This is a genomic window from Petrimonas mucosa, assembly GCF_900095795.1.
Taxonomy (GTDB): domain Bacteria; phylum Bacteroidota; class Bacteroidia; order Bacteroidales; family Dysgonomonadaceae; genus Petrimonas; species Petrimonas mucosa.
Map to the genome: position 1 here is coordinate 481219 of NZ_LT608328.1, position 22899 is coordinate 504117.

Below are 22899 nucleotides of genomic sequence, written 5' to 3' on the forward strand. Positions count from 1 at the left end.
TAATCAAATATTTACAAAAAATTTTACTAACATGGCAAATTTAGATTTAAGCAAGTATGGAATTGTCGGCAACTTCGAGATTGTTCACAATCCAACTTACGAGGAGTTATTCCAAGCGGAGATTGATCCGTCCAACGAAGGCTTTGAGAGGGGTGTACTGACAACAACCGGTGCTGTTGCAGTGGATACCGGTAAATTTACCGGCCGTTCACCCAAAGACAAATTTTTCGTTTTGGACGACACTACCCGGGAAACTCTTTGGTGGGACGGCACTATCAATCGTCCAACTACCCCTGAGGTGTTCGACCACTGTAAAAATCTCGTTACGGAGCAGCTCTCAAAAGCCAAAAAATTGTATGTGGTTGATGCTTTCTGCGGTACGAACGAAGATACACGCATGAAAGTGCGTTTTGTGATGGAAGTGGCTTGGCAGGCACATTTTGTTACCAACATGTTTATCCGCCCGTCACATTACGAGCTGGCAAACTTCGGAGAGCCCGATTTCGTATGCTTAAATGGATCCAAGACCACCAATCCGAACTGGAAGGAACAAGGCCTGAATTCAGAAGTGTTTACCTTATTTGATCTTACCCGCAAGATGCAGGTGATCGGTGGTACATGGTATGGTGGAGAGATGAAAAAAGGTATCTTCTCTCTGATGAACTACTACTTGCCATTGAAAGGTATTGCTTCAATGCACTGCTCTGCCAATGTGGGAGCAGATGGTGATGTGGCAATCTTCTTCGGTCTTTCCGGAACAGGAAAAACCACTCTCTCTGCAGATCCGAAACGTTATCTGATCGGTGACGATGAACACGGTTGGGATGATCACGGTGTTTTCAACTATGAAGGTGGCTGTTACGCTAAGGTTATTGATCTTGAAAAAGACAAGGAACCTGATATCTGGAGGGCTATCCGCCGCGACGCCTTGCTCGAAAACGTAACCGTTCTCCCCGACGGAACGCCCGATTACTCTGCGGCAGCTTCCAAAACAGAGAATACACGTGTATCTTACCCCATCTATCACATTAACAAGATTGTTTCTCCTTCTCGCGCAGGACATGCCAAAAAGATCATTTACCTGTCGGCCGACGCCTTTGGTGTACTGCCTCCGGTATCTATCCTGGACGATAAGGCAGCTCAATATCACTTCCTCTCAGGTTTCACTTCAAAACTGGCTGGAACTGAGCGTGGTATTAATGAACCTGTCCCCTCTTTCTCTCCTGCGTTCGGAGAAGCGTTCCTCACACTGCACCCGACCATCTATGCTAAAACATTGATTGGGAAGGCGAAGGAACACAATGCCAAGGTTTATCTGGTCAACACGGGTTGGAACGGAACTGGCAAACGTATCTCATTGAAGAATACACGTGCCATCATCGATGCCATCATCGACGGATCGATTGAGGAGGCTGAAACCATCCGTATCCCTATTCTGAACCTTGTAGCTCCTGTTGCTTTGAAGAATGTCGACACGGAGATACTTGATCCGCGTAATACTTACGCTGATGTTGCAGAGTGGGAAGCAAAAGCCAGGTCGCTTGCTGCCAAGTACATCAAGAACTTCGAGCAATATTGCGACAATGATGATGCAAGAGCACTGGTGGCTGCCGGACCGCAACTGGATTAATTGACACGCTTTTAACCGTATTACTCAATAAAAAACCCGCCTCATCTCATAACGTGGCGGGTTTTTGTTTGCTATGCATGTTCATTATCTATAGGGTTAAAGTCCCGAGCGGGCTTATTTTGGCGAGAACCGTTAGTTGATGGCAAGGGTGTTACCGCGAGGTATAACCTGAAAGAAGCCTAAAACAAAAGTTGGTACTAACGAACAGAAACTGCATACTAAGGCTTACCCGGGGGGTAATGTGGCAATAAACACAGACGCCCTAAAGCCGTCCGTAACCCGGGGTAGTAAATGCAGTAGTATTAACAGGAAGATAATGCACTTAACGTAGGAGGTCTCTAACCCGAAAGGGGCAGAGAAGTCAGCAGAGGCCATAGTACCGCTATAAATATTGAGTAACGTCAATACAGGGAAGGGCTGAATTTTCAATTAAGGAGCAGTTATTTTGTAAATTGTAACGACCATTATGAACCCAGGTAAACACGGGAACTTACAGATGAGTCTTTTTGACGAATGGGAGCGTGGCCAAAAGGTGAAGGGGACTGACGTATTCAGTTCAGGAAGCGGTTTGGTACGGGACGAGTGGTTGTCAGGTTGCAAAGAGGAACGAGCCTTAACCCAAGATTTAATGAGTGATATAACGGACTTAAAGAATCTTGATGCCGCATTGCGGCAAGTAATCAGTAACAGGGGAAGTGCGGGCATTGACGGGATGACCGTTGACGAACTTAGAGATTGGCTTAACAGCCACCACCGAGAACTTCAACGCCAGTTAATGACAGGCACATACCAAGTTACGGCAGTTAAAGAGGTATTAATCCCGAAGCCTGATGGCGGGAAACGCCAACTGGGTATTCCCACGGTCAAAGATCGCTTGGTACAACAAGCGATAAGCCAAGTACTGTCGAAACGTTATGACCCTATATTCTCCGAATACAGCTACGGTTTTCGTCCACGGCGTAACGCTCATCAAGCATTACGTAAAGCGGGCGAATACGTGGCCGAAGGAAAGGATTGGGTTATCGACATAGACTTGGCAAAATTCTTTGACGAGGTGAATCACGACCGATTGCTTTGGCAGTTAAGTACTCGCGTTGGTGACAAGCGCGTACTTAAGTTGATAGGTAAATTTCTTCGAGCAGGAATGCTAATCGGGGGGATGGCCAATCAACGGGTGAAAGGGACACCGCAAGGCAGCCCACTATCACCCCTGTTGTCGAATATCGTCTTAGACGAACTGGACAAGGAGTTAGAGCGGAGAGGACACTGCTTTGTACGCTACGCCGATGATATTATCATAATGGTCGGAAGCGAACCAGCCGCGGAGCGATCGATGCAAAGCCTCTCCAAGTTTATCGAAAATCGGATGCGATTAAGAATAAACAAGGAAAAGAGCCATATCGTCCGTCCTCATCAACTCAATTATCTCGGTCATACTATCTTAAAAGGCGGGAGTTTAGGATTAAGCCGAAAGAGCGAACAACGCTTCAAGGCGAAACTAAAATCGCTTACCAAACGCAACAGGGGCATTAGCTTCGATCAGTTAATAAGCGAGCTAAATCCCGTTCTACGAGGCTGGCTAAACTACTTCAAGCACGCAAAGATGAAAAGTCGTCTTCGCAACCTTGAAGCTTGGCTTCGTCGTAGATTAAGATGCTATCGTTTAAAACAATGCAAACGGGCGTTGGGCATAGCCAGGTTCTTGACCAAGTTGGGCGTTCCTTGGAACCGGAGCTGGACAACGGCGGGAAGTTCTAAGGGATGGTTTAGACTGTCAATGACCCACGCTGCACACGAGGGAATGAACCTTGAATGGTTCAAGAAAACGGGACTTTACAGTTTAACGGCCAATTACGGTTAAACATTGAAGAAACCGCCTAATACGAGAGACGTACGTTGGGTGGTGTGAGAGGATAGCAGAGTTAGGAGTAATTACCTATCTTTGCATCCTACTCGATTTATGTTGTGAGGTGAATTTCACCTCTCCAGCAACATTATTTCCACTTTCCTGAAATCAATAGGATGTCCCTCGCTTTGGAGGGAGATGGTTCCCTTGCTCAGCATTTTGTTGCCGCCGTTCATGTCGACAAGCTTTGCGTAAGTCGCATCCCGTTCATCCAGTTGAGGCCGGGTATATTGCAATACCGTATCGCCGTTGACAATATGGCTGATCAGGTCGTTCCCGAAAACTTCCACTTCGACCGTAACCCACTCTTCGTCGTAAAATTCTTTGGAAGAGGAGTTGATGCAGTGTTCGAGGGTCAGCTGACCGTTCAGGACTATATTGGTTCCCGGTGTACAAACGTTCATGTTGGTCCTCTGTGCAAGGGAATCGCTGCCCAGCAGTTGGACTTCTATGGAAGTGGGGAACTCCTGGTCAATTTCCATCGACTGCGGTGTCTGTCCGTGAATCATGATTCCGGAGTTCCTATATGCCCATCCGGGTGCCCCGGGGCACTGCTCGCCAACGATCCGGTACTCTACCCTCAGCTTGTAATGCGAGAACTCATCGTTATAGAACAGGTGTCCGAAACGGTCACGTAGCGAGTCGTACTGCTCATAACGTACCTTTATCATCCCATCCTCTACACGAAAAGTGTTTCCAAAATTATCACCCACGTCGTAGCCTTTGATTTTTACCGTCCAGCCGGTCAAATCGGTTCCGTTAAACAGAGGAATCCATTCACCTGACGCTTCACTGCTTTTTTTCTGGGTGCAGGATACTCCGAGCAGAAGAGCTACGGTTACTGCAACCCATTGAGACCATCCTTGATTCATATTGTGCTATTTTTTGTCTGTTTTCTTCTTGAAATAGTTGTCGGCAAACTTTATGTACTGTTTCCAGTCGAAAAGAAGCATGTCGTGCTTGCCATCCCGATTGTGGAAGCCCAATGGCAATTGTATAAGCTGTTCGTTGTTAGGGGGCATGGTATCCGGCAGATTTGTATTGTAGCCATACAGTTTAAACACCGGTTGTGCGGCTGCTAGAGCCAGATATTGCCCCTTGGGGTCAGCCCATAAATCTTCGGCGGCACTGGCTACATAGACTGCGCGTGGAGCCATCAGGGCCAGCAACATATGCTGATCTACAGGTAATTCATTTTCATTATTGGCAAAAGTAGCATATTGAGGTACGAACCAGTGGGGGAAATTGCGGGTTATTATCTCCACCGTTTCACCAAAGTTTCGGCGGGAGATCTTTGCGCCCGAATTTCCTGATTCGTTAGAGATGGCGACTGCCACCCGTCTGTCCTGAGCACCGCACCAAAGAGCAGCCTTGCCTCCGCGGGAGTGTCCCACTACGATTATCTTTCGGGCATCAATGGACTTGTCGGTTTCAAAGTAATCGATCATCCGGCTGGCTCCCCAACCCCAAGCACCCAGGGCGCGCATCCCGTTTGGTTGCTCGATCTGTTCGGGATAGAGTTTAGCGAGGACCTGATCCACATATTCTGTTTTGTGGTCTGCTGCAACATCGCTGACATCCAGTCCGGCAACGGCATAACCTGATGTAATGATGGTTTCAACTGGCCAGAATTCATTCTCAGGGGATAATTCTTTGGTTTTCGCAAGGCGGTGATTGATGATAATAAATGCTGGAACCGGTTTCTTTACGTTATTCGGAATAAAGAGGTCGGTCTGAATAGTGATGCTCTTTTTGTTTCGGGTGACGTTGATGGCTACCTTTTTGTGGGTGGCTTTGCCATTTAATAAATTGTGATTCTCTTCAAGCAGCTTGAATTCGATCTTGTCGAAATCCCTGGGGACCTGTCCGTAAACATTATCCTCAAACAGTTTCAGGATTTCCGGCCGGCGAGACTGTTCCCATTCCTTCGCAGAATTTATCTTTTTGCCTGTTTGGGTTGTGAGCAACTCCGGAAGAAGATAGTTGCCGACTTTACTTTCATCGTAGTTCTGAGCGTACAGGGGTGTTGTCAATATAAGCAACACCATGTAGAATAACTCTTTTTTCATTTTCATGGAGTTTAAAAAAATTGTGATGATACAAAGATATGTAAAGGTTTGACTTAAGTTAGCTATTGGCAAGGAGAGGCTGGAAACCACAGTGCCAGAATTAGTTGGACCTTGCGAAAAAAGCCTCAATGGCTTCGAGGGATGTGTCCTTGAGGATAACCCTCTTCTCCCTGTCCAGCAAGTAGATTGTTGGGATGGCCTTGAGGTCGTACAGCTTCTGTTTGGTGATAACCCTATCCTTGTCGTATGAATGTATCCAGTTTGCCGGCAAATGCTGCAGATGTGACCTCCATTCGTCAATATCGGTGTCGGGATAAACCGTCAAGACAGTAATCATCGTTCGGGAGGGCGAGTTCATGGAAAAAGCCATGGCGAGGTTGTCAGATTTCGACAATGTTTCTGTCACGGAAGCACAGGTGGAGCACCCGGGATTGGAAAAGATCAGTAGCAGATATTCACTTTTGATGGAGTGCATCTTTTTTGATTCTCCGTTTGCCAGCGTGTAGACGAAGTCGCTTGCCGTTTCCCCCACTCGGTTTTTCAATGCCATATTGAGCTGAAAGCGGTATCTGGACCTCTCCTCTTCCGACAACAGATCGGAATTTACCAGATCCTGCAGCACGGGAATGTAGTACTCCTCGTTACGGAACGGAGAATTGGCATCGAAGAGATATTTGTCGAACAGGGAGCCAAAGTAGGTGTACATCACACGGTTCATCTTGGCTTTTCTTAATGTGTAATTGAGTGATTCTTTGGCATTTTCAAACGGAACCAGGGAAAGGATATGGATGTAATCCACAAAGGCCTGTTCTGTGATCTCGGGGCGAAGTGTCAGTTTTTCGTTGGCAAAATCAAACCTGTCCCAGTAGTGCATCACCAGGTAGGCTGCACGGACATTGGGGTTGGTAATTCCGCTTGGGATTTCAGGCAACAGAAAGGTATCGGGGACAATGGTCTGCCCCTGTTTCAATGAATCTTCACCAGCGATGTCTGTCGGGGCTTTCTTGCTCGATGAGCAGGCATAGATTGCCAGTGAAACAGCAAGTACAAAAAATGATTTCAGAAAGGTAGGGTTCATATTTCATTCTTTTGTTGCTTGTAAAAGTACAAATTTTTTGGTGAACTCCTCAAGCTGTCCATCAAAGGAATAGAGATTTTGAGTTTTTTTACGTACATTTGTCTTTCGTAAATTGAGGGAAGATGGACAATTATGTTGTTTCAGCGCGGAAATACAGGCCGGTGACCTTCCGCTCGGTAGTGGGGCAGGAAGCATTGACCACTACGTTAAAGAACGCCATAGCTGGGAACAAGCTTGCACATGCCTACCTCTTCTGTGGTCCGAGGGGTGTAGGCAAGACAACCTGTGCCCGCATTTTTGCCAAGACCATCAATTGCCTTGAACCTACACCGGAACATGAAGCCTGTAACCGATGCGAGTCGTGCGTAGCTTTTGACGAACAGCGCTCCTACAATATTCACGAGCTGGATGCTGCATCCAACAACTCCGTCGACGACATTCGGACCCTGATCGATCAGGTGCGTATTCCACCACAGATCGGAAAATACAAGGTCTATATCATCGATGAGGTGCATATGCTTTCCACACAGGCTTTCAACTCATTCCTGAAAACGTTGGAGGAGCCGCCGGCCCATGCCATTTTTATCCTTGCAACAACCGAAAAACATAAGATTATTCCTACCATTCTTTCACGCTGCCAGGTGTATGATTTCAACCGTATCGGTGTTGCCGATATCGTCGATCATCTGCAATACGTCGCGAAGGAAGAGGGTGTAACCGCCGAGCCCGAAGCATTGAATATCATTGCCCAGAAGGCGGATGGAGGAATGCGCGATGCCCTTTCGATTTTTGATCAGACGGTGAGTTATACGGCTGGTAATGTGACCTATAAAGCCGTGATCGAAAACTTGAATGTGCTCGATTTTGAATACTATTTCAAACTTACCGATGCCATTCTGGCAGCTAACGTGGTTGATTGTCTGCTGATCCTGAACGATATCCTGAACCGGGGATTTGAAGGGCAGTACATCATCAACGGGTTGACTTCGCATTTCCGCGATCTGCTGGTCTGCAAAGATCCTGCTACTGCAAAGCTGTTTGAAGTGGGAGCCTCCATCAGGGAGAGGTATATCGCTACCGCAAAGCAATGCAGTAATACCTTCCTGTATCAGGCCATCGAGATGGCTAACGAATGTGACCTCAACTACCGCATAAGCAAAAACAAGCGTTTGCTGATTGAGTTGACGCTGATCAAACTGTGTCAGTTATCTGAAAATCCGGTCGACTCGAAAGGGGAAACCGAAAAAAAAAACGAACTTAAACCGATAACACCGTCTCAACCGGCACCACAACCGACGTCTCAATCCGCTCCCGAGCCGGTGTCGGAGAAAAGAGGGCGAAACGTGGCTCCAGAAGCCAGTCAGCGATCTGTTTCCCCTACGCTTGCAGGACTGGGAGTTTCGTTATCCTCCTTGACTGACGATAATGGAGAAAAACCGGCCGAGGAGAAGAGCATCCGGCAATCGGAGGCGAGAAAGAACAACCGGCTCTTCTCTGAAGCGGAGTTACAAAAAGCGTGGCACGATTTTGCAGATAATTTAATCGAGGAGAAGTTGTTGAAGAACACGATGATGCTTTATAAACCCAGGATGCTGGGGGATACCGTGTTTGAGGTGGAGGTAAACACGGAAATCAATAAAAACTTTCTGGACGAATATGGCAATGTCATACTGGCCCATTTAAGGGAAAGCCTGCAGAATGATGACATTACGATGACGGTGAGGGTTTCGGAAGCGATTGTCGTGAAGAAACCGTTGACCTCGAGAGAGATCTTTGATGAGCTGGTGCAGCGAAACCCTACCCTTCAGAAACTATCCGATGAGTTTGATCTGGAACTGAGCTAAAACGATCTGCTGACTTGAAAAGATTGAACAACATACTCCTCCTGTTTTCCTGTATTGCACTCATGACCTGGTGGTTCCTCTCGTGCAAGAGGAACGTCCCGCCACGGGAGGATATATCGCCGCCACTCACCACTGGAACCGATACCGTTGCCGACCCGGATACAATTGTTGTTGATTCGCGGCTCACGTTTCAAGAAGCGATAGCCGGCACGAAAGCCCCCGATGAGATTCTGGATCAATTGGTGCTGATTGATGTGGTCTACAGGTCTACAGACCTGAAGGTGCACCAGGGTCAGATTCTGACCAACAAAAAGATCGAGGAGGATATTCGTGAGATCTTCACCTTTATGCTGGAAAATAACTTTGTTGTTGAAAAAGCGATACCGGTTGTAGCGTACGACTGGAACGACAGCCTGTCGATGGCCGATAACAACAGTTACAGTTTTTGTTACCGCAATATCTCCTATTCCAAGCACGCAAAAGGATTGGCGATCGATATAAATCCTCGCCTCAACCCGCTCCGGTGGAAAAATGAAAACCGTCCCAATCAGCCGGTTGGGGCTGTGAGGGATACGACTGTCAACGGTACCTTATACCCCGGCCATGTTGTCGTTGAGGAGTTTAAAAGGCGGGGTTTCCGATGGGGCCACACTTTTTCAAAGTATTACGACGATCATCATTTCGAGAAGCAGTAAAGCTTAGAGATATCGCGTTACCCACTCGCCAATCAATCCTCCCACATAACGGGCATCTTTTATGTTCTTAATCAGGTGATCGATGCCATCCAATGCGATGAAGCTTTTAGGATGCCTTGCCGCCATGAAGATCTCAGTAGCGTGGTCAATGCTCACCATTTCATCTTCGGGCGAGTGTAGGATGAGCAAGGGTTTTTGCAACTTGTTCAGCGACTTTTTGATGTTGTGGTTTGCCAGGTCATCCACAAACCCTTTACCTATCTCCACCTCTCTTCCGGCTACATCTACCATTGCGCTGCCATTGAAGTTGATCTCATCCATCTTCTCTCTGAACAGCCGTTTGATGTGGTCTAGATTTGAGGGAGTCCCGATCAGGGATAACGCCTTGACCGAAGAAAGCTCTCTTCCCGCCACAACCGAAGCAGCACCTCCCAGGGAGTGTCCTACAAGGAGTTTGGGCGCTTCGTAATACTCTGACAGAAAGTCGGCGGCACTCAACAGGTCATCGATATTCGATGTGAAGCTGGTTTGAGCAAAGTTGCCCTGACTCTCTCCCAATCCGGTGAAATCAAAGCGAAGTACAGCGATCCTCTTTTCACTAAGTGCTTCGGAGATATACTTGACGTTGATCAGATTCTTATTGCATGTAAAACAGTGCGAAAAAATGGCAAATGCCTTTGGAGAATTGTTTTCAGGGAGCTCAACGGCACCGGAAAGCAGCAATCCCCTCGAATTCTTGAACGTTACTTTTTCTCTTTTCATCGCTACATTAACGTCAGAAGAAGAGAAATGTTTCTAGATCTTTTTCAAAAAATTGAATTCGAGTTGCAGGTCGATGGTCTCTTTTGTGACTATATTCAACGGCATGTAGTTTTCTACCTTTGGCCTTGCCTGCAAAATCAAAAACTCCAGCAATGTCTTCATGGCTATATATCCCTGATAGTCAGGGTTCTGGTCGATCAGGAAGCTGATGCGGCCATTTTTCAGTGCAGCAATATTGGGTTTTGTCAAATCCACCCCAACCAGTTTTATATCGTTTATGTTGTTCTGTTCCAGAAAATTTGCAACAACATTTCCCCTGGAATTCAGCACGATCACACCTTTTACATTTGGATGTGCCGTAAAGAACTCCCTCATCATCTCCTCATTCCGGTGAGCTTCGTAGACCGAAAATTGAATATGGTGTATCCTGTTGCCGAAGTTTGTCTCGGTCAGATAATCGTAAGCTCCCTTTCGCCGGAGAATGCTTGTATTTGCACTCTGGTCTCCGATACGGATAGCCTGGAGTATCGCAATATCGCTGGTTTCAGGAATCAGCGATTTCAGCAGTTTACACATCAGATAGCCACAAATGTAGTGGTTAGCCGAGAAAAAGGCCAAAGGCGATGTCCCCTCCACCATCGAGTCGACAAATGTAAAGGGGATTCCTTTATCCGACAATTTCTTGGCCAGGTCGATGGTCTCATCTTTAAATGTGGGACCAATGATAACTGCATCTGGCTCCATGATCAGGATTTGCGTGAAGACGTTCTGACAGGAGTAGATGTTGTACTGGTCGTAGGTGAGGTAAGTGGTTTTGATATGTATGCTTTCGTGCTGGTCTATCGCTTCCTGGATCCCGTTATGAATGGCTTCCCAATATTCACCGTGGGAGGCATGGGGTGTGGAGATCACAATCTCATATGTTTTTTTTAGCGAGAGTCCCGATAAGTGGATATTGGGTTTGTAACCCACCTGGTTCAACACCTTCTCCACAGCAGCCCTTGCTTTTTCAGATACATTCCCCCGGTTGTGGAGAATCCTGTCCACCGTTCCCGAGGAAACCCCGGCTTGGGCAGCTATATCCTTGATCCTGATACGTTTTTTCATTTAGTGCGATGCTTTTCGATTTTAAAAACAAAGATAGTTGGTTAATTTATTATTGTGTAAACACACAAACATAAAAAGTGTTTATGTATTAAACATATTTAATACATACAGCCCCTCTCTCCACCTCGTTTTTTACATAGTTTAGACCTTGACTTTTGTGTGAAAATTTTAATATATGCAAAAAAAGATGATTGCCCGGATACATGACTTCTCTTGAGCTATAGTTGGCGGTGATCTATTAAATGGCTTAAAATAAATTATATACACTATCAATAGTGGTCGTGTTCTGATGCTGAGGCCAGCTCTTGCTATTTAGAATGGTTTTTTTAACTATGTCGATTAACTATTTTTTGCATATATGCTGCTTGCTGATCGATTGCTTTGTTTTACTTTTGTTGACGTCGACAATGTTAATATATATTTAATTTAACAAGGTGCGCAGCCTAAACTATTTTTTTTAATTATTAAGCTCCTCGTTGGATTTGTTGTACAGTGCGGGTTGTTTTGTTTACTTGCTATTACTAACACCACTTGAGATACTTAATTGCAAAACGTACTGTAATTCCAAAGAGTAGCACTCAATTTTTCAAATTGAAGATGAGCTGATCAACTGCTTGTCAGCTAGAGTGAATCCAGGTCAAATTTTTAAAAACTAAACAGGAATGAAAAGAAACAATTTATTCAAATGGATGATTGCACTGATGTGGGTGTTTTCATTGAGTGTTTTTTCACAGACCGTTACTGTGAAGGGTGTTGTGAAGGATACAAAAGGAGAGCCGCTTGTCGGCGTAACAGCCATTGTGCAGGGCACCTCTGTCGGAACTGTCTCGGATGCGAACGGGAATTTCACGCTTGCAAATATTCCATCCGACTCAAAAATTGAGTTATCTTACGTAGGGATGGTGACTCAACTTGTTGATGTAAATGGAAGAACGAATATTGAAGTAATTCTCAGTGAGGATACAGAACTGCTCGACGAGGTGATCGTCGTCGGTTACGGAACCATGCGGAAGAGGGATCTTACCGGCTCAGTCTCCTCGGTAAAGGCTGAAGATATTATGCGTTCACCGGTTACCTCTCTGGATCAGGCTCTTCAGGGTAAGGCGGCGGGTGTTCAGGTAACACAAGCCTCATCTGCTCCAGGAGGACGGGTCTCAATCCGGGTGCGTGGAGGTAATTCGCTGAGTAGCAGTAACGAACCTCTTTATGTTGTTGACGGATTCCCGATCTCTGCAGGGACTTCTGCCGGTGGAAGAGGTATCGGACAAAATCCGTTGGCTACTTTAAATACCGCCGATATTGAATCCATGGAGATATTGAAGGATGCTTCGGCTACAGCTATCTACGGTGCCCGTGGGGCAAACGGTGTTGTCCTCATCACGACTAAAAGGGGGAATACCGGGAAACCCAAAGTGACGCTGGATGCCTATTATGGTGTGCAGAGTCTCTCCAAGAAACTGGATATGATGAACGCCAGGGAGTATGCCACATTGGTCAACGAAGCAAGAGCCAACGACTCCCAGTCGCCCGTTTTCCCCAATCCCGACAACCTCTATTACTTCCCTGATGTCAACTCGTTGGGAAAGGGAGTCGATTACCAGGACGAGGTTTTTGTGGATGCCCCTATCTCGAACTACAACATCGGAATCAACGGTGGAACAGATGTTATTAAATACTCCATTGGTGGAGGGTATTTTGGACAGGACGGTATCATCAAGAACAGCGATTTCAACCGGGCATCGTTCAGATCAAATCTCGATATAAAGATTCTGCCCAACCTGAGTGTTGCCACCAACATATCTGCAAGTCACAGCTGGGCAAAGGGAACCACCTCCGAAGGGGATGGAGGTAGCAGTGGAGCCATTGTATGGGCAACCGTCCTGATGCCTCCCACCGTTCCAATATATGATGAAGAGGGAAATTATACCATGACTAACCCTACTCCCGGAGGAACACCTACAAATAACCCCGTGGCAATAGCCAACCACTATTCCGACCTGCAGGATATCGACCGTTTTCTGGGTTCGGTAGATGCCAATTGGGAACTGATAAAGAACCTCACACTCAAGGTTACTTTCGGTACAGATATGTCCACCTCCAACAGGGCCTATTATTGGCCGAAAGAGACCTATATAGGATTCAGCAGGAATGGTGACGCCCGCCAGGCAAACCGTAGAGATGTCTCCTATCTGAATGAGAATACGCTCAATTACTCCAATGTATTCGGCGATCACTCCATCAACGGTCTGGTGGGGTACACCTGGCAGATTTTCAATTCCAGAAATTTTTCTGCCGGATCAAGCAACTACTCCACCGATCTCTATCTGGCTGACAATCTCGGTGCGGGAACCACTTATGCGGCGCCAGGCTCCTCCCAGTCACAAAGTCAGTTGGCCTCCTATCTGGGTAGGTTGAACTATATCTACAAGGACAGGTATCTTTTCACCTTTACTGCCCGTGCAGACGGAAGTTCGAAATTCGGAAGCAACAACAAATGGGCCTTTTTCCCTTCCACAGCAATTGCCTGGAGAGTCTCTGAAGAGGGTTTCATGAATGAGATTGACTGGTTGGCCAACCTGAAGTTGAGGGCCAGTTACGGAAAGACCGGTAACCAGAATATCGGGAGCTACCAGTCGTTAGCCATGTTGGGCACGATGAACTATCCAATCGGAAACGATCTCTCGTCGGGTGTTGGCCCCAATAATATGCCAAATCCCGATCTGAAATGGGAGACAACGGCTACAACCGACCTGGGATTGGATCTGGGACTCTTTAATAACCGGTTGACTGTAGTTGCCGATTACTATTACAAGAAGACAACCGACCTACTGTGGGGAATCAGCATCCCCTCATCGAGCGGATTCACGTCGATTTTCAAGAATATCGGAAGTCTCGAGAATAAAGGTCTGGAGATAGCTGTAGGGGGAGATATCTTTACCGGCGAGTTCAAGTGGAACACCCAGATGAACTGGTCGAGAAACCGGAATAAGGTATTGGAGATCCCGGGATATTCTCCCTCAGTCCAGGGGCAGATCTCCGGACACTTGAAGGTGGGTGGCAGCTGGCTTGAACCGGGACTTCCCGTAGGGGTCTGGAACCTGCTCAAGTATGACGGCGTTTTCCAGGATGAGACACAACTTGCAGCCGGACCACGCTCAACGGCTACCGATAGGTTGGGAGATGCCCGGTTTGTAGACAAGAGCGGAGATGGGAAGATTGTATTTTCCGACGACCGTATGATCGTAGGAGATCCTAACCCCGACTTTATCTACGGATGGACCAATAACTTCTCTTACAAGGGTTTTGATCTCTCTATCTACATTCAGGGGACAGAAGGAAATGACGTTCTTAACGTTCAACGTGCCGAAACAAACGTGTCGGGTCCCTGGGGAAACCAGAGAAGAGAGATCCTGAACAGATGGACTCCGACCAATACAAATACCAATGTACCGAGGGCACGCGTGACCGTCGATCCCCTGTTGCTGCAGTCTGACTGGTTGATTGAGGATGGCAGCTATATGCGTTTCAAGACGATAAGCCTGGGCTACACACTCCGGAAGATCAGTTTCATGAGTTCGCTTCGTCTGTATGTCACCGGCCAGAATCTCATTACCATTACCGATTATTCGGGCTTTGATCCGGAGGTCAACTCTCCAGGGAATAGCAATTTGCAGATAGGTGTCGACTACAATGCATATCCGGCATCAAAAGCTGTTTTATTTGGTTTTAATGCAACGTTTTAATATGAACCCCTAAAAATATGATAGCTATGAAATATATATATAAAGTTCTTCTCTTCTTTGTGGCAATTACGCTGCTAAATGGGTGTCACGACAGTTTCCTGGAAGAAAAAGTATTCAGCAATATCACCCCCCTCAATTTCTATAAAACCGAACAGGATGCAAAAGCTGCCTTGACGTCGGTCTATAATACAATGCGGAGTGCTAATGCCTGGCAACGGCAGATCGTTCTTGCCGGAGAGTATCCGAGCGAAGCTTCATGGCCAAATTTCTCCGGCGAGGCATGGCGTACCGAGATGGATCAGTTCACCTGGTCGGCCAGTTCCGGTCCGTTCTATCAGATATGGTCTCAGCTCTATGTAATGGTGAACCGGGCCAATACCGTATTGATGTACGTGGACAACATCAACTTCACCACGCCGGGCATGAAGGAGCAGATTATAGGTGAGACCCGTTTTTTAAGGGGGCTTGCCTATCTCTATCTGGTGAGATTCTTTGAGAATGTTCCTCTCAAGACTGAAGAGAACATGAATGAACTGGAGCCAACCAATGAAGGCACTGCCGATGCCGTATGGGAGCTGATCTTCTCCGATTTCGAGTATGCAAAGAATAATCTTAAACCCAAATATACCGGAGCGGATGTGGGTAGAGCCACCTCTGGAGCGGCGCAGACCATGCTGACCAAGGCATATTTATCCTACGCCGGCAGACCCTGGTTCAAGAGTGAGTATTGGAGCAAGGCAGCCCAGGAGGCTAAATCTGTAATAGACAATACCTCCTACGGATACGATCTGGAACAGGATTATTCAAGCGTGTTCGCATTGAGCAATGAACATGGACCGGAATATATCTTCAGTGTGGAATATCTGAGCAATAAAGCTGTGGGATGGGATTTCCAAACCTTTACCGGGATCAGAAACGGAGATCAGCAACGGCTGGGAGGATGGTCCTCCTTGTGTGTCGAGGAGGAGTTTTTTGAAACAATGGATGTGAGTGACAAGAGACGGGAAAAGACCTTTGTTCTCTCTTACCAGGGTTACAGCAATCCGGAAATTACCTACACCTATCCGGGCAACATCTCCCTGCCACACTACAACAAATACCAGGACAGGGATGATGTAGGATCGGGCACAGGCGACTATGGCCAGAACTTCTACATCACCAGGTTCTCTGATCTGCTGCTGATGCATTCCGAAGCGGAAAATGAGGTCAATGGTCCTACCGCAACAGCCGTATCGGGAATCAATAGAGTGAGGGAGAGGGCCGGTCTGGCTCCCCTGGTCCCTTCGAACTTCACCAAGGAGTCGCTCAGAGAGGCAATTTATCAGGAGAGACTTTGGGAGTTGTGTGCAGAGGGACACGCCTGGTTTGATATGAAACGGATGAACCTGATGAAGCAGAGAATAACGAAATATAGTGTGGAAGATAAACATTATGTATTCCCGATTCCTCAGAATGAATTGGATGCAAATCCGAATCTCAAACAGAATAGTGAGTACGGCAATTAATAGTAGATAATCATGCAGCATCATATCCGGCAGCAAATTCAAACCGGATATGATGCTCTTCTATTTCTGCTCCGGTTGAGATGGGGCCCTGACTCTTTAACACAAACATCAATAAATGGTTGCTTTTATGAAGAAAATGAGTCTCTCCCTTCTGCTGCTCTGCCATATGGCATTGATGACCTTTGCACAAAAAACGGAATCGCTCTACCTGTCAGGTACCGGAAACGACGATACCGTTCTTTGGGATTTCTTTTGCAGTGCTGGACGTAACAGTGGAGTATGGACAAAGATTGCCGTACCGTCCAATTGGGAGTTCGAGGGTTTCGGGCAGTTTAATTATGGGCACGATAAGGAGCGGTTGAATGAGTATGGCATCTACCGCTACGAGTTTGACATACCCCGCCATTGGATCGACAAAAAGATCAACATCGTGTTTGAAGGTTCGATGACCGACACGCAGGTCAGAATTAACGGGAAGGAGGCGGGTGAAATTCATCAGGGCGGCTTTTATGAGTTCAGGTACGATATCACCCGGTTGTTGAAATTCGGGAAAAAGAATCTTCTGGAGGTGACAGTCCATAAGTCCTCGGCAAACGAATCGATTGAAAATGGAGAGCGCAACTCCGATTTTTGGGTCTTTGGCGGTATCTATCGTCCGGTATGGCTCGAAGCTCTCCCAAAAACACATATTGAGCGGATTGCCATTGATGCGAAGGGCGATGGGTCTTTCCATGCAGATATTTTCCTCGGAGGGGACTTCTCTGAAACCCAGTTGAAAGCGCAAGTCAAGACACTGGACGGAAAACCGGCAGGCAATCCAGTTACCGGAACGGCAGGAAAAGTGAGCCGGGTACGTTTGTCCGGCGTCATGGAGAATCCCGCTTTGTGGTCGTCCGAGTCGCCCAACCTGTATCAGTTGGAGCTCTCCCTGTATCAAAAAGGGCAGCTGCTGCATGTCGTCACTTCAAAATTTGGCTTCAGAACGGTGGAGATGCGCCCCGGCGACGGGTTTTATGTGAACGGGACCAAAATCAAGTTCAAGGGGGTAAACCGGCATTCCCACTGGCCCACATCAGGGAGAGCCACAAATCGTAACATCAGTATAGCGGATGTCGAGTTGATCAAGGAGATGAACATGAATGCGGTACGGATGTCACATTATCCGCCCGACAAGCACTTTCTCGATGTGTGTGACTCGTTGGGCCTGTATGTGATTGACGAACTGACCGGTTGGCAGTCGAAATATGATACCGAAGCAGGCAGGCGACTGGTGAAAGAGCTGGTGGTACGTGACCTGAATCACCCCAGTGTTGTGATGTGGGCAAATGGAAACGAGGGAGGCTTTAATTTTGAATTGGTGCCGGAGTATGCCCGGTATGATATCCAAAACCGGTATGTTTTTCATCCCTGGCTGGATGAGGAGAATTCCAATACCCATCACTATCCGGACTGGAAAGTAGCATTTCAGTTGTTCGCTTCGGGCAAGAAGGTTTTCTTCCCGACGGAATTCATGCATGGCCTGTATGATGGTGGTCATGGCGCCGGGCTCGACGATTTCTGGAATCTGATGCAGGAGCATCCCCTCTCTGCCGGAGGTTTTTTATGGGATCTTGCCGACCAGGGGGTTGTGCGTGACGATCGAAACGGAGAGATCGACACCGACGGCAATCATGCTGCCGATGGGATAGTAGGCCCATTCAGGGAGAAGGAGGGGAGCTTCTACACGATAAAGGAGATCTTCTCTCCGGTATATCTGGAAGGCCCTGACTTTCTTCCGCCAAGCTTTGACGGGAAGATCAGGGTGCATAACCGATATCATTTTACCAATCTCAAGGCCTGTAAGTTTTTGGCCAGGTGGGTCAGGTTTGATTTTATCACCGGGAAGTCGCATGAGCTTGTAAGTCAGATCGATGCTCCCGATGTCATGCCCGGTTACTCCGGAGAGCTCAGTGTAGAGTTACCCGAAAGGGTTTCGGATTACGATCTGCTGTTGATTACAGCAGTCGACCATTACGGAAAGGAGATATATACCTGGTCGAGAAATATCACCCGTGCAGAGGATTTTGCACCGAGGCTCGTAGAACCTGGTGATGGTGAGACTACCGTTGATGAGCTGCAAGAGACATTCATTCTCACTTCTGGAGATACGAAAGTCCGGATTGAGAAGGCAACAGGGACGATCAGCGAAATAACGGTAAACGGTAAAACGGTTGCACTCGACAACGGTCCCAGGTTTACAGGCGGGGAACTGATACCCGGCGGTATTGAACAGATAGTTGAGGGTGCAACTTCAAGGGTGAAGATCTCATTCAACGATAAAAACGGCCGGAAGATGAACCGGAGCCAAATTACCATCGGGCTGTTGCCATCGGGCTGGATCGAGGTTGATTATCAATTTGATGTTGGCGGTTATCACGACCATATTGGCGTCACTTTCAACTATCCCGAAGAGAAGGTAAAGGGTGTCAGATGGCTGGGCAACGGACCTTACCGTGTCTGGAAGAACCGTCTGAAAGGGGTGCGTTTCAACATCTGGGAGAAGGAGTACAACAATACCGTTACCGGCGAATCATGGATCTATCCCGAATTCAAGGGTTTCCACTCCAATGTCTATGCGGCAGACCTTTTTACCCATGAAGGAGTAGTAAAATTTGTCATCGCTTCGGATCATCTTTTTCTCCACCTGTTTACTCCCGATAACCCGCAAAGGAGAAACAACGATAACACGCTGGGGATCTTTCCCGATGGTCAGTTGTCGGTATTGAATGCCATCAGTCCCGTTGGAACCAAATTTCAGCAAGCAAGGGAGCTGGGTCCGCAAAGTCAGCAGAGCTATCTGTTGAGCAGGGGGCATCTCCAACCTCCGGGGGGAAAGTTCTACATCAGATATAATCCCTACTGACCAAATTTCTAAGGGGATGAGAACGATGCCGGGATCTGATCTCTCTGCAGCCCGGTCCAGCAGCAAACCGCCCACCAACAACTTTGCAGAAGTTGGCGGTGGGCAACGTTCTATTCAACGGCCTATTTTGACTTTTTTTAAACATTAAATAGCAGATATTGTTTGTAGGTCTCCAAAGATAGTTTTAACTTTGTGCACGTGCACAAATTGACCTCAATTCAATCATTAAACAAAATAATCATGTACGAACTATTCAACATTCAAGGCAAAGTAATTGTCATCACCGGAGGTACTGGTGTTTTAGGCGCCTCCATGGTGGAGTATCTTGCTTCTCATGGGGCAAAAGTGGCTGTATTGGCAAGGAATAAGGAGAAGGGGAATGTGTTGATTGAACGCGTCAAATCAAAAGGAGGGGAGGCCCTGTTCCTTCAGACCGATGTGACCGACGAGACGGTTTTGAAACAAAACGCGGAGGAGATCATAAGCAGGTACGGAAAAATTGATGTGCTGATCAATGGGGCAGGGGGAAACATGCCCGGGGCAACCATCGGGCCACAAAACACGATCTTCGACCTGAAGATGGACGATTTTCGTCAGGTGGTGGATCTCAACCTGATGGGTACTGTTATTCCTACAATTGTTTTTGCAGGGTACATGGTGAGAGAGAAGAGAGGTAATATTGTCAATATATCTTCGGCTTCGGCGTTGCGTCCGCTCACGCGTGTTGCCGGATATGGTGCGGCAAAAGCGGCTGTCACAAATTTCACTAAATATATGGCAGGGGAGCTGGCGTTGAAGTTTGGCGAGGATTTTCGTGTAAACGCGCTTTGCCCCGGTTTCTTTATCACCGAACAAAACAGGACCTTGCTGACCAATCCCGACGGAACATACTCCGACAGGGGGAACAGCATCATTGCCCACACTCCGTTCAAGCGTTTCGGAAATCCGGAAGACCTGCTGGGCACGTTACACTACCTGGTGAGTGATGCTTCCAGGTTCGTGACCGGTACTGTGGCTATCGTGGATGGCGGTTTTGATGCCTTCAGCATTTAAGAGATTCAAATACCCGAACAGCAATCATTATTTTAATTTTTTTTCATCATGCTTCAACTCAGAAAGGATTGTAAATACTCATTGATCGTCGCTTCCAGCATGGGAGTCAGAATTACGCCGGTAAATTCCCAGCCGGTGCACAGCAGCAAACTTTTCGAAATGCACGCAACAAGTGCCGAAACAAATGTGGCAACCATTTCATCGTCATTGGGCCTTCCGGTAAAGGTGTTGACAACCTTTGTGAAAGATAGTCCGATTGCAGCTTTTATCAAATCCGACCTGAGAGCAAGAAATATCGATTACGAAGGAGTGGAGGTTCCGCAGGGAGATCCCTGGGGATACCGTCATCAGTTCAATATTGCAGATAGCGGTTTTGGATTGAGAGGACCACGCGTACAGAATGACAGAGCCGGTGAGGTGGGGAAAACGTTAAATGTGAAAGATTTTGACCTGGAGAGGATCTTCGTGAAGGAGGGCGTTCAGATTCTCCATCTGTCGGGCTTGATTGCCGCCCTGTCGCCCGAGACCAGCAACTTCTGTCTTGAACTTGCACGGTACGCCAAAAAGCAGGGTACGCTCATCTCTTTCGATCTGAATTACAGGGCAACTTTCTGGAAAGGCAGGGAAAAGGAGCTGAGGGAGGCATTTGCCGAGATAGCTTCACTTTCAGATATCCTGATCGGTAACGAGGAAGATTTCCAGCTCTGTCTTGACGTGCAGGGACCGAAAGCGGGAGGTGAGAACATTGAAGATGCCATCGACGCTTTCAAGGGGATGATTCTCAACGCCAGAAAAGCATTTCCGCAGGTATCGGTGTTTGCAAATACGCTCCGTGAAGTGGTAAGTGCCAATGAACATCTTTGGGGGGCAATTGTTTATGAGAATGAGAACTGGCATGTTGCTCCGTTACGCAAGATCAACGTTATCGACCGGATTGGAGGTGGCGACGGTTTTGTGGGAGGTTTGCTCTATAGCATACTAAAGGGGATGCCTTCCGAAAAATGGATCCAGTTCGCCTGGGCCAGTGGCGCGTTGGCCACTACCTTCCTTACCGATTATGCACAGCCAGCTGATGAAGAGATGATCTGGAGCATCTGGAAAGGAAATGCGAGGGTAAAACGATAATAGAACCAATCAAGAACATTATATGAAAAGTAAAGCAGATATCGGACTGATCGGTCTTGCCGTAATGGGCGAAAACCTCGTCCTGAACATGGAGAGCAAGGGTTATACGGTAGCCGTGTATAACCGGACGGTTGAAAAGGTTGATAATTTTGTCAATGGGAGAGGCAAAGGGAAAAACTTCATTGGAGCACACTCACTGGAAGAGTTGGTAACCTCGCTGGAACGCCCGCGTAAGGTAATGATGCTTGTAAAAGCAGGACAGCCGGTGGATGATTTCATCGAACAGCTCATACCGCTGCTTGAGCCAGGAGACATAATTATCGATGGTGGGAACAGCCATTTCCCCGATACGATCCGCCGTACAAAGCTGGTGGAAGAGAAGGGACTACTCTATATCGGTACCGGCGTCTCCGGTGGTGAAGAGGGAGCACTGCTCGGGCCTTCGATGATGCCTGGCGGATCGCCTGAAGCATGGCCTTACGTGAAAGAGATCTTTCAGGCTGTTGCCGCAAAGGTTGAGGATGGATCTCCGTGTTGTGACTGGGTAGGCGAGAACGGTGCCGGACATTTTGTAAAGATGGTGCACAACGGTATCGAATACGGTGACATGCAGATCATCAACGAGGCATATCACTTGATGAAAGAGTTGTTAGGAATGGATGCCTTTGAACAGCACGAGGTGTTTAAAAAGTGGAAATCTGGAAGGCTCGACTCCTATCTGATCGAGATTACGGCAGATATTCTGGCATATAAAGACGAGGATGGAAGCCCCTTGGTTGAAAAGATTCTCGATACAGCGGGACAGAAAGGTACCGGAAAATGGACGGCCGTATCGGCACTCGACTTGGGTATTCCGCTTACACTTATCGGCGAATCTGTCTTCTCGCGCTGTCTTTCGGCCCAGAAAGAGCTTCGGGTAAAGGCTTCGGGAGTAATCGCAGGCAAGAAGCCGGCATTCAAGGGAGATAAGCAGCAGTTCATCGGTGACCTGGAACAGGCTCTCTACGGAGCGAAGATCATTTCGTACGCTCAGGGATATGACCTGATGATGGAGGCTGCCAAGGAGTACAAATGGAATCTCAACTATGGAGGAATTGCGCTGATGTGGCGTGGCGGATGCATTATCCGTTCGGTATTTCTGGGTGATATCAAGAAAGCATTCGACAAGAATCCCGGACTGGAAAATCTGCTGCTCGACCCCTTCTTTAAAGAGAGCATCGAATCGGTTCAGGAGAGTTGGCGAAGAGTCTGTGCTACAGCTATCGAAAACGGGATTCCTGTTCCGGCGCTCACTTCGGCGTTGAGCTATTTCGACGGGTTCCGTAACGACAGATTGCCGGCCAACCTGTTGCAGGCACAGCGCGACTACTTTGGCGCACATCAGTATGAACGGGTAGACAAACCACGGGGACAATTTTTCCATACCGACTGGACCGGACGTGGAGGAAGCACCGCCTCAACTACTTACCAGGTGTAGTAT

15 protein-coding genes are annotated in these 22899 nt (G+C 47.5%); 10 read left to right on the forward strand and 5 right to left on the reverse strand.

All coding sequences use genetic code 11. The annotated features are described in order from the left end of the window. Positions 1–31 precede the first annotated feature (31 nt). Complete coding sequence (gene pckA / locus ING2E5A_RS01875) at positions 32–1630, forward strand: phosphoenolpyruvate carboxykinase (ATP) (RefSeq protein WP_071135945.1); 1599 nt, start codon at positions 32–34, stop codon at positions 1628–1630. Between the two features lie 466 nt (positions 1631–2096). Continuing rightward, a complete protein-coding gene (ltrA, locus tag ING2E5A_RS01880) occupies positions 2097–3491 on the forward strand; it encodes a group II intron reverse transcriptase/maturase (RefSeq protein ID WP_154669989.1) in 1395 nt (464 codons plus the stop codon). Positions 3492–3607: 116 nt separating this feature from the next. Here the strand turns inward: ltrA and ING2E5A_RS01885 are convergent, their stop codons facing one another. The 3 genes from ING2E5A_RS01885 to ING2E5A_RS01895 form a co-directional block, all read right to left on the reverse strand. Then, complete coding sequence (locus ING2E5A_RS01885) at positions 3608–4408, reverse strand: 3-keto-disaccharide hydrolase (RefSeq protein WP_071135946.1); 801 nt, start codon at positions 4406–4408, stop codon at positions 3608–3610. Between the two features lie 6 nt (positions 4409–4414). After that, positions 4415–5605, reverse strand: a complete 1191-nt coding sequence (locus ING2E5A_RS01890) for an alpha/beta hydrolase (RefSeq protein ID WP_071138138.1) — start codon at positions 5603–5605, stop codon at positions 4415–4417. Positions 5606–5705: 100 nt separating this feature from the next. Then, entirely contained in the window at positions 5706–6683 is a 978-nt protein-coding gene (locus tag ING2E5A_RS01895) for a DUF5106 domain-containing protein (protein WP_071135947.1), read from the reverse strand. A gap of 122 nt (positions 6684–6805) precedes the next feature. Here ING2E5A_RS01895 and ING2E5A_RS01900 point away from each other — a divergent pair, with 122 nt between their 5' ends. Continuing rightward, complete coding sequence (locus ING2E5A_RS01900) at positions 6806–8527, forward strand: DNA polymerase III subunit gamma/tau (protein ID WP_071135948.1); 1722 nt, start codon at positions 6806–6808, stop codon at positions 8525–8527. Between the two features lie 14 nt (positions 8528–8541). Further along, complete coding sequence (locus tag ING2E5A_RS01905; protein ID WP_231960418.1) at positions 8542–9222, forward strand: M15 family metallopeptidase; 681 nt, start codon at positions 8542–8544, stop codon at positions 9220–9222. 3 nt (positions 9223–9225) lie between these two features. Here ING2E5A_RS01905 and ING2E5A_RS01910 read toward each other — a convergent pair whose 3' ends face one another. Further along, complete coding sequence (locus tag ING2E5A_RS01910; RefSeq protein ID WP_071135950.1) at positions 9226–9984, reverse strand: alpha/beta hydrolase family protein; 759 nt, start codon at positions 9982–9984, stop codon at positions 9226–9228. A 33-nt stretch (positions 9985–10017) separates the two neighbouring features. Further along, the gene (locus tag ING2E5A_RS01915) at positions 10018–11091 is read right to left on the reverse strand and encodes a substrate-binding domain-containing protein (RefSeq protein ID WP_071135951.1); all 1074 of its coding nucleotides are present in this window, start codon (positions 11089–11091) and stop codon (positions 10018–10020) included. 662 nt (positions 11092–11753) lie between these two features. On the opposite strand from ING2E5A_RS01915, the gene ING2E5A_RS01920 reads away from it, so the two are divergent. The 6 genes from ING2E5A_RS01920 to gnd all read left to right on the forward strand — a co-directional run bounded on the left by ING2E5A_RS01920 (position 11754) and on the right by gnd (position 22896). Next, entirely contained in the window at positions 11754–14834 is a 3081-nt protein-coding gene (locus ING2E5A_RS01920) for a SusC/RagA family TonB-linked outer membrane protein (RefSeq protein WP_071135952.1), read from the forward strand. 26 nt (positions 14835–14860) lie between these two features. Then, a complete protein-coding gene (locus ING2E5A_RS01925; protein WP_071135953.1) occupies positions 14861–16339 on the forward strand; it encodes a RagB/SusD family nutrient uptake outer membrane protein in 1479 nt (492 codons plus the stop codon). 127 nt (positions 16340–16466) lie between these two features. Then, positions 16467–19241 (forward strand): glycoside hydrolase family 2 protein, encoded by a 2775-nt coding sequence (locus tag ING2E5A_RS01930; protein ID WP_231960419.1) that lies wholly within the window; start codon positions 16467–16469, stop codon positions 19239–19241. A 240-nt stretch (positions 19242–19481) separates the two neighbouring features. Continuing rightward, entirely contained in the window at positions 19482–20294 is an 813-nt protein-coding gene (locus ING2E5A_RS01935; RefSeq protein ID WP_071135954.1) for an SDR family oxidoreductase, read from the forward strand. A gap of 48 nt (positions 20295–20342) precedes the next feature. After that, on the forward strand, positions 20343–21419 hold the full coding sequence (locus ING2E5A_RS01940; RefSeq protein ID WP_071135955.1) for a sugar kinase: 1077 nt from the start codon (positions 20343–20345) through the stop codon (positions 21417–21419). Between the two features lie 22 nt (positions 21420–21441). After that, complete coding sequence (gene gnd, locus ING2E5A_RS01945) at positions 21442–22896, forward strand: decarboxylating NADP(+)-dependent phosphogluconate dehydrogenase (RefSeq protein ID WP_071135956.1); 1455 nt, start codon at positions 21442–21444, stop codon at positions 22894–22896. Positions 22897–22899: the final 3 nt, after the last annotated feature.